6 protein-coding genes are annotated in these 7,234 nt (G+C 73.1%); 5 read left to right on the top strand and 1 reads right to left on the bottom strand.

Annotated elements, in window-relative coordinates; translation table 11 throughout:
• Window positions 1-853 precede the first annotated feature (853 nt).
• The 5 genes from SSBG_RS23810 (at window position 854) to SSBG_RS23790 (ending at window position 5,975) form a co-directional block, all read left to right on the top strand.
• Window positions 854-1,588: a DeoR/GlpR family DNA-binding transcription regulator gene (locus SSBG_RS23810; RefSeq protein ID WP_037871857.1), complete on the top strand. Its 735-nt coding sequence runs from the start codon at window positions 854-856 to the stop codon at window positions 1,586-1,588.
• Between the two features lie 94 nt (window positions 1,589-1,682).
• Complete coding sequence (locus SSBG_RS23805; protein WP_008748623.1) at window positions 1,683-3,149, top strand: ABC transporter substrate-binding protein; 1,467 nt, start codon at window positions 1,683-1,685, stop codon at window positions 3,147-3,149.
• On the top strand, window positions 3,146-4,096 hold the full coding sequence (locus tag SSBG_RS23800) for a carbohydrate ABC transporter permease (RefSeq protein WP_008748622.1): 951 nt from the start codon (window positions 3,146-3,148) through the stop codon (window positions 4,094-4,096). The genes SSBG_RS23805 and SSBG_RS23800 overlap by 4 nt, the downstream gene beginning before the upstream one ends.
• The gene (locus SSBG_RS23795) at window positions 4,093-4,980 is read left to right on the top strand and encodes a carbohydrate ABC transporter permease (protein ID WP_037870496.1); all 888 of its coding nucleotides are present in this window, start codon (window positions 4,093-4,095) and stop codon (window positions 4,978-4,980) included. Before SSBG_RS23800 ends, SSBG_RS23795 begins: the two co-directional genes overlap by 4 nt.
• Entirely contained in the window at window positions 4,977-5,975 is a 999-nt protein-coding gene (locus SSBG_RS23790; RefSeq protein WP_008748620.1) for a zinc-dependent alcohol dehydrogenase family protein, read from the top strand. The genes SSBG_RS23795 and SSBG_RS23790 overlap by 4 nt, the downstream gene beginning before the upstream one ends.
• A gap of 31 nt (window positions 5,976-6,006) precedes the next feature.
• On the opposite strand, the gene SSBG_RS23785 is transcribed toward SSBG_RS23790, so the two are convergent.
• Window positions 6,007-7,188 carry a low temperature requirement protein A gene (locus tag SSBG_RS23785; protein ID WP_008748619.1) on the bottom strand — a complete coding sequence of 394 codons (1,182 nt, stop codon included), beginning with the start codon at window positions 7,186-7,188 and terminating at the stop codon, window positions 6,007-6,009.
• Between the last annotated feature and the right edge of the window lie 46 nt (window positions 7,189-7,234).

Raw genomic sequence — 7,234 nt, 5'->3', positions numbered from 1 at the left:
CCTCTTCCCGGCGTGCGGCGGCCACGGCGAACGTGCTCGCGCGCGGTCGGCGGCACCCGGTCAGGGGCGCGGGAGCGCCCCCGGTCACGGCCCTCGATCCCCGCGCCCCGTCTCTCCGAACCGCCGCGCCGACGGCCACGACTGCCGCCTTCCTCCCGGTCCACCGACCCCGGGGCCCGCGCGGACGCTGAGCACCGCTCCCGGGGCGGGACCCCCCGCCCGCACCCCGCGAAAGCGACACCCCGGGCGGGGCCCGTCACCCCGTACGGACACGAACCGGGCCCGCACACACCCCCGAACGGGCAACCCGGCTCGCCCGCACCGGGCCCGCCGAGCCCCGAAACGCCAGCTCACGCCGTACGACCCGCAGCGGTGGACCATGTCTCGGGCGGGCCCAAGCGGGCAGGATTCCCCCGGTGCCGCGCCTGTTCGGGCACCGGCACGCCCACTACAACTCTGCGTACGGCCCGAACGGGCGGCGGCGCGCGAGCACCGCACGCCCGGTCAGGCCGGTGACCCACCGAAAGGCGAGGCGGCGATGACGGCGCTCCACCACGGGGCCGACGCCCCACGACCGGACACCCCCCACGGGGAGGCGCGCCGGACGGACACGTCCCACGACGACGTACCGGCGCCGGACACCACGAAGTCCGGCACCACGAAGTCCGGCACCCCCGGCCCCGGCAACGCGCACACCGGCACCCCCGCCGACCCCGGCACCCCGCACCCCGGCTCCGCGCGGTCCGGCTCCCCCCGGGCCCGCTCGCGGCAGCCGGGCGCGTCCCGGGCCGACGCCCCCCGGTCCGGGACGCGGGGCGCCGAGCGGCCCGGCGCCCCCGAGCGGCAGCGCGAGATCGTGCGCGCGGCCCGCGAGGGGGGCTCGGTGGAGGTGAACGCGCTGGCGGAGCGCCTGGGCGTGGCGAAGGAGACCGTCCGCAGGGACCTCCAGGCGCTGGAGGACCACGGGCTGGTCCGCCGTACGCACGGCGGGGCATACCCCGTCGAGAGCTCCGGGTTCGAGACGACGCTCGCCTACCGGACGACGATGCACGTGCCCGAGAAGCGTGCCATCGCCCGCGCCGCCGCCGGGCTGCTCCACGACGCCGAGACGGTCTTCGTGGACGAGGGCTTCACCCCGCAGCTCATCGCCGAGGCGCTTCCGCGCGACCGGCCCCTCACCGTCGTGACGGCCTCGCTGTCGACGGCGGGGGCGCTCGCCGCCGACCCGCACATGACGGTGCTGCTGCTCGGCGGCCGGGTCCGGGCGGGGACGCTCGCGACGGTGGAGCACTGGGCGACGCGGATGCTCTCCGGCTTCGTGCTCGACCTCGCGTTCATCGGCGCCAACGGGATCTCGCGCGAGCACGGCCTGACGACTCCGGACCCGGCCGTCGCCGAGGTGAAACGGCAGGCGGTACGGGCGGCCAGGCGGCGCGTCTTCGCGGGCGTGCACACCAAGTTCGGGGCCGCCGGGTTCTGCCGCTTCGCCGCGATCCCCGACCTCGACACGATCGTCACCGGCGCCCGCCTCCCCGCCGCCGAAGCCCACCGCTACGCCCAGCTCGGCCCCCAGGTCCTCCGCGTCTGACCGCACCGGACGCCCCCTTCGACGCTCCCCCTTCGACAGGTCCCCTCCGACACTCCCCCGCCCCAGTCCGCCGCCACCCACCCACGGAGTCGCCATGCGCCTTCCGAGCCGCCGCCCACCCGCAACAGCCGGAACGACGGGCCCAGCCGGTCCATCGGACACCGCCCGCCCCCGCGGCATACCCGCCGGCGCCTCCCGGCGCCGCACCCCCCATAGCCCCGGAGCCCGCCCGAAACTCGCCCTGCTCGCCAGTACCGCCCTCCTCCTCAGCGGCTGCTGGGCGGGCGCGGGCGGGGCGGGCTCCGGTGGGGACGCCATCAACGTCCTCATGGTCAACAACCCGCAGATGGTCGAGCTCCAGAAGCTCACGAAGGCGCACTTCACCAAGGAGACGGGCATCAAGGTGAACTTCACCGTGCTGCCCGAGAACGACGTGCGCGACAAGATCAGCCAGGACTTCGCCAACCAGGCGGGCCAGTACGACGTCGCGACGCTCTCCAACTACGAGATCCCGATCTACGCCCGCAACGGCTGGCTCCACGACCTCGACGGCTACGTCGCCAAGTCCACGTCCTACGACCAGGACGACATCCTCGCGCCGATGCGCGACTCGCTCACGGGCGACGACGGGAAGCTGTACGGGGAGCCCTTCTACGGCGAGTCCTCGATGCTCATGTACCGCAAGGACGTGCTCGCGGCGAAGGGCCTCAAGATGCCCGCGCACCCGACGTGGCAGCAGGTCGCCGGCATCGCCGCGAAGCTCGACGGCGCGCGGCCGGGGATGCGCGGGATCTGCCTGCGCGGGCTGCCGGGCTGGGGCGAGCTGGTCGCGCCGCTGACGACCGTCGTCAACACCTTCGGCGGCACGTGGTTCGCGAAGGACTGGTCGGCGCGGCTCGGCGACAAGGAGTTCCGCGAGGCCGTGAAGTTCTACGTGGACCTCGTGCGCGAGCACGGCGAGTCGGGCGCCGCGCAGTCCGGTTTCGCCGAGTGCCTGAACAACCTGACGCAGGGCAAGACGGCGATGTGGTACGACGCGACCTCCGGCGCGGGCTCGCTCGAAGCCGCGAAGTCCCCGGTCAAGGGCAAGATCGGCTACGCGCCCGCGCCCGTCGTGAAGACGAAGTCCTCGGGCTGGCTCTACACCTGGGCCTTCGGCCTCCAGAAGGCGTCCAGGAACGCCGACAAGGGCTGGAAGTTCATGGAGTGGGCGACGGGCAAGGAGTACGAGTCCCTCGTCGGCAAGACCTACGGCTGGGCCAACGTCCCGGCCGGCAAGCGCGCCTCCACGTACGAGCTGCCCGCCTACCGCAAGGAGGCCGGGGCGTTCGCCGACGTCACGCGCGACGCGATCGCGGCGGCCAAGCCCCGCGACCCGGGCGTGCAGCCGCGTCCCGCGCCCGGCATCCAGTTCGTCGGCATCCCCGAGTTCACGGACCTCGGCACGAAGGTCTCGCAGGAGCTCAGCTCCGCGATAGCGGGCCGCACGTCCGTGGACGCCGCGCTCGACGCGTCGCAGAAGCTCGCCGCCGAGGTGTCGAAGGAGTACGAGGGACGATGACGACCGCGACCGCGACACCCCCTTCCACCGCACCGCAGCGGAGCACAGACGCCGCCGCGCGCTCCCGCCTGCGTGCCTGGGCCACCCGCGCCCCGCTCCTGCCCGCCCTGATCTTCATGATCGTCGTGACGCAGCTCCCCTTCGTCGCGACGCTCGTGATCTCCCTCTTCGACTGGAACGCGCTCTACCCCGACGCCCGCAGCTTCACGTGGTTCAGCAACTACGGCGACGTCCTGAGCGATCCCGACCTGCGCAAGTCCGTCCTCACGACGATCGTCCTGACCGCCTCCGTCGTCCTCGTGAGCCTCGTGCTCGGGCTCGGCCTCGCGCTGCTGCTCGACCGGAAGTTCCCGGGGCGCGGCATCGTCCGCACCCTCCTGATCGCCCCGTTCCTGCTCGTGCCCGTCGCCGCCGCGCTGCTGTGGAAGCACGTGCTGTTCAACCCGGAGTACGGACTCTTCAACGGCCTGCTGCACTGGGTCGGCGGCGACGGCGCCCCGCAGCCGGACTGGGTGTCGAACACGCCGCTCATCGCCGTCGAGGCGAGCCTCGTGTGGCAGTGGACACCGTTCATGATGCTCATCCTGCTCGCCGGGCTCCAGAGCCGATCGCCGGAACTGATCGAGGCCGCGCGCATGGACGGCGCCGGGGCCTGGCAGATCTTCCGGCACCTGACGCTGCCGCACCTGCGCCGCTACCTCGAACTCGGCGCGCTGCTCGGCTCGATCTACATCGTGCAGAACTTCGACGCCGTGTTCACGCTCACCTCCGGCGGCCTCGGGACGGCGAACCTGCCGTACACCGTCTACCAGACCTTCTACCAGGCGCACGAGAACGGGCTCGCCTCGGCCGCCGGGGTCCTCGTCGTCATCGGTTCGCTCATCCTCGCGACCTTCGTCCTGCGGGTCGTCTCGTCGCTCTTCCGTGAGGAGGTGGGCCGGTCATGAGCACCGCCACCGCTGACCTGCCCCGTACTCGCCCGGCCGCCCCCGCGCGGGCCCCGCGCGGCCCGCGCCGCCGCGGCACCGCGCTCGGGCTGCTCGCCTGGGTCCTCGGCGTCCTCGCCTTCCTGCCGATCGCGTGGATGGTCCTGACCTCCTTCCACTCCGAGCCCGACGCGGCGAAGAACCCGCCCGCGCTCGGCGCCTCGCTCACCCTCGACGCCTACCGCGACTTCTTCGGCAGCGGCGGCGGCGCGAGCCCCTGGCCCGCCCTGATCAACTCGGCGGTCGCCTCGCTCGCCTCGACGCTGCTCGTCCTCGTCCTCGCGCTGCCCGCCGCGTACGCGCTGTCGCTGCGGCCCGTGCGCAAGTGGACGGACGTCCTGTTCTTCTTCCTCTCCACGAAGATGCTCCCCGTCGTCGCGGGCCTGCTGCCCATCTACCTCTTCGCGAAGAACACGGACTTCCTCGACAACATCTGGCTGCTCGTCATCCTCTACACCTCGATGAACCTGCCGATCGCGGTGTGGATGATGCAGTCCTTCCTCGCCGAGGTGCCGACCGCGCTCATCGAGGCCGCTCAGCTCGACGGAGCACGCCTGCCGATGATCCTCGCGCGCGTCGTCGCGCCGATCGCACTCCCCGGGATCGCGGCGACGTCGCTCATCTGCTTCATCTTCAGCTGGAACGAACTCCTCTTCGCGCGGGTGCTCTCCGGTGTCGTCGCCGAGACCGCGCCCGTCTTCCTGACCGGCTTCATCACGAGCCAGGGCCTGTTCCTGGCGAAGGTGTGCGCCGCGTCGCTCGTCATCTCCCTGCCGGTGCTCGCCGCAGGGTTCGCCGCCCAGGACAAACTCGTCCAGGGCCTGTCGCTTGGAGCCGTCAAGTGAGGGCAGCCGTCATCGAGTCCGTCGGGAACGCCGTCGTCACGGAGGTCCCCGACCCCACCCCGGGGCCCCGCCAGGTCGTCGTGGAGGTCGCGGCGTGCGGCCTGTGCGGCACCGATCTGCACATCCTCCAGGGCGAGTTCGCGCCCACCCTGCCGGTCGTCCCGGGCCACGAGTTCGCCGGCACGGTCGTCGCGCTCGGCTCCGGGGTCACGGAGCTGCGCACCGGCGACCGGGTCGCCGTGGATCCCTCCCTGTACTGCTACGAGTGCCGCTACTGCCGTACGGGCCACAACAACCTGTGCGAGCGGTGGGCCGCGATCGGCGTCACGACGACGGGCGGCGCCGCCCAGTACGCGGTCGCGCCCGTCGCCAACTGCGTCAAGCTCCCCGACCACGTCCGCACCCGGGACGCCGCGCTCATCGAGCCGCTGTCCTGCGCGGTGCGCGGCTACGACGTCCTCAAGTCCCAGCTCGGCGCGCACGTCCTCATCTACGGCTCCGGCACGATGGGCCTGATGATGCTGGAGCTCGCCAAGCGGACCGGGGCCGTCTCGGTGGACGTGGTCGATCTCAACGAGGAGCGCCTCAAGACCGCCGCGCAGCTCGGCTGCTCCGCGACGGCGGCCACGCCCGACGCCCTGGAGCGGCCGGGGGGCTGGGAGCTGGTGATCGACGCGACGGGCAACGCCGCGGCGATCCAGGACGGCCTGGGCCGCGTCGCGAAGGCGGGCACCTTCCTCCAGTTCGGCGTCGCGGACTACGCGACGACGGCGACGATCGAGCCGTACCGGATCTACAACCAGGAGATCACCATCACGGGCTCGATGGCGGTGCTGCACAGCTACGAGCGGGCCGCCGAGCTGTTCGCCTCCGGCGTCCTCGACCCGGGCGTCTTCATCAGCGACCGGCTGCCGCTCAGCTCCTACCCGGAGGCGCTGGAGCGGTTCGCCGCCGGGGTGGGCCGGAAGATCGTGGTGGAGCCGCAGGCGGGCTGAGCCCGGTACCGCGCCGGTGGTGGCGCGCGGGTCAGCCGCGCGCCACCGCCTCCCGGCCCCGTACGTGCGCGAGGGCGACGACGGCGGCGACGAGCACCGCGAGGACGAGTCCCGCCGCGAGGACGGGCTCGGGTGTGAAGGTCACCGCGAGGACCGCGAGGACGCCCGCGCCCCACAGCGCGTCCATCGGGCCCGGGGCCTGCGGCTCGCGCTGGAGGAGGCGGACCACGAGGACGTACACGGCGACGGGCACGGTGAAGACCGCCGAGGTCGCCGCGTCCGCGTGCTCGCCGTGGCCCGCGTGCTCGGCGGCGAGCGCGAAGCCCGCGCCGACGGCGGCCGCCGAGGCGAAGACGGCGTAGTGCCCGTACCCCCAGCGCAGCGCGGCGCCGAGCGAGCCGAGCTGTTTGGGCTCGGTGCGCAGGAAGTAGAGCCACCACAGCGCGAAGACGGTGAGGAGCCCGCCGATGCCGACGGGGAGCAGTTCGCCGAGGGCGTGCTCGTCGAGGAGGCCGCGCAGGGTCGAGACGGCCGCGGTGATCGACTCGCCGAGCACGATGAGGGTGAAGAGCCCGTAGCGCTCGGCGATGTGGTGCGGGTGCCAGGTCGTCGTCGTGCGCCGCTCCGCCCAGGCCGGGACGGCGAGTTCGGCCGCGGCCAGGACGAGGAAGGACCACAGCCCGGCGCCGTGCGGCAGCGCGAGCCGCCCGAGCCAGCCGAGCTGCACGACGAGGATGCCCGCCGCGTAGCGCAGACAGGTGGCGCGCCGCCCGGGATCACCCGCGGCGGCCCGCAGCCACTGGGCGACCCCGGCGAGCCGCATCGCGACGTAGCCCCAGGTGATGACGGTGAAGTCGAGGTGTTCCAGGGCGTCCCGCGCCCCGGCGGCGACGCCGAGAGCACCGGCGATCTGCACGAGGGTCAGCAGCCGGTAGGGCACGTCGTCGGTGTCGTACGCGGAGGCGAACCACGTGAAGCCCATCCACGCCCACCAGATCGCGAAGAAGACGAAGACGTAACCGAGCACGCCGTGCCAGGTCCGCCCGGCCGTGACCTCGTGTTCGAGCGCGGCGGCGGCCTGGGCGACGGCGGTGACGAAGCACAGGTCGAAGAACAGCTCCAGGACGGTCGCCGTGCGGTGCTCCTCGCCGGGCTCCCTCGGGGTCATGCGGCGGTGCCAGGAGAAGCCGGGGACGAGGTGACGGGGCGACATCGCTGCCTTCCGGGGAAACGAGGGGGAACGGGCCGGGAAGGCAGCG

Source organism: Streptomyces sp. SPB074 (assembly GCF_000154905.1).
Classification (GTDB): Bacteria; Actinomycetota; Actinomycetes; order Streptomycetales; family Streptomycetaceae; genus Streptomyces.
The sequence above is the reverse complement of the archived record's forward strand: the minus strand, read 5'-3'. Positions and strand labels throughout refer to the sequence as shown.

Coding starts and splice junctions, on each gene's coding strand:
- SSBG_RS23805 (WP_008748623.1), top strand. CDS start 1,683: ATGCGCCTTCCGAGCCGCCGCCCACCCGCAACAGCCGGAACGACGGGC.
- SSBG_RS23800 (WP_008748622.1), top strand. CDS start 3,146: ATGACGACCGCGACCGCGACACCCCCTTCCACCGCACCGCAGCGGAGC.
- SSBG_RS23795 (WP_037870496.1), top strand. CDS start 4,093: ATGAGCACCGCCACCGCTGACCTGCCCCGTACTCGCCCGGCCGCCCCC.
- SSBG_RS23785 (WP_008748619.1), bottom strand. CDS start 7,188: ATGTCGCCCCGTCACCTCGTCCCCGGCTTCTCCTGGCACCGCCGCATG.